Below are 912 nucleotides of genomic sequence, written 5' to 3' on the forward strand. Positions count from 1 at the left end.
TTATGACCGACTATTTTTGTATAAATAACCTTATCGTCTAAAAATATTGCAAGGTGTTCGATGGCTGAATGGCTTATTTGGATATCGTTATTATATTTACAATAAATAACATTCTCTCGGTTGAAAGATACGATTAAAGCACTGGTTTCATCGCATAACCAAAAAGGTTTAAATCTTCCGCACAGACGGTAAATTAATTTTTTAAACGCGGTGATCTGTGAAAGATTTTCAAGATAGAAAACAAGGCTACGCGCTAACTTAGTCTTGTCCCATTTTTTAAGCCGTGTGATTACACCAGTTTCATAATCGATTAGGTCGATATCTTGGTTGAAGCTTATTTCTCTTGTTGTGTAATTATTATGAATAACTTCATATCCAATATATGTTTTTACGTCATCGGGCTGATAATCTATTTCATCGATATACTCGGCTTGGTAAGAGAGATTACAGCCATAACCCGCAGTGTGTAGTTTAACATTTGAAATATAAACATCATTTAGTTTTACCGCGTAAGCTTCGCTATATCTGTACTTTACTTCACTTGTTTTCGTTGTAATCTCATCATCATTGTTATCATTAAAAACAAAAGTAAAATTGTTTGGCGGTAATTTATTATTGAATTTGAAAATAATGCTAGTATCAACAGCTGTATGCCATGTCACCAATTCATTTAATCTACCGTTTTGATAAATAAGTAATTGTTCACCTACCGATTGATTAAATATATTTTTTTCAATTCTGTCACCTTCATTAATCGCACCAAGGTAGACAGCACCAACAAAATTAGGGATCTGCCATACATCATCAACACCATGTTTTAAGTTGTTAAAATACTCAAGGTGCCTATTCTGGTTGATATATAACTTTATATCAGCTGTAACTCTTGGTAAAATCCTGATTTGTAGCCTGTTT

Annotated in this window: 1 protein-coding gene; it reads right to left on the reverse strand. The window is 32.7% G+C overall.

The annotated features are described in order from the left end of the window. On the reverse strand, positions 1-912 hold a 912-nt coding region (locus tag J3U19_RS11420; RefSeq protein WP_267346373.1), incomplete at both ends, for a hypothetical protein.

The organism is Gilliamella sp. B2828 (genome assembly GCF_026537125.1).
Lineage (GTDB): Bacteria > Pseudomonadota > Gammaproteobacteria > Enterobacterales > Orbaceae > Gilliamella.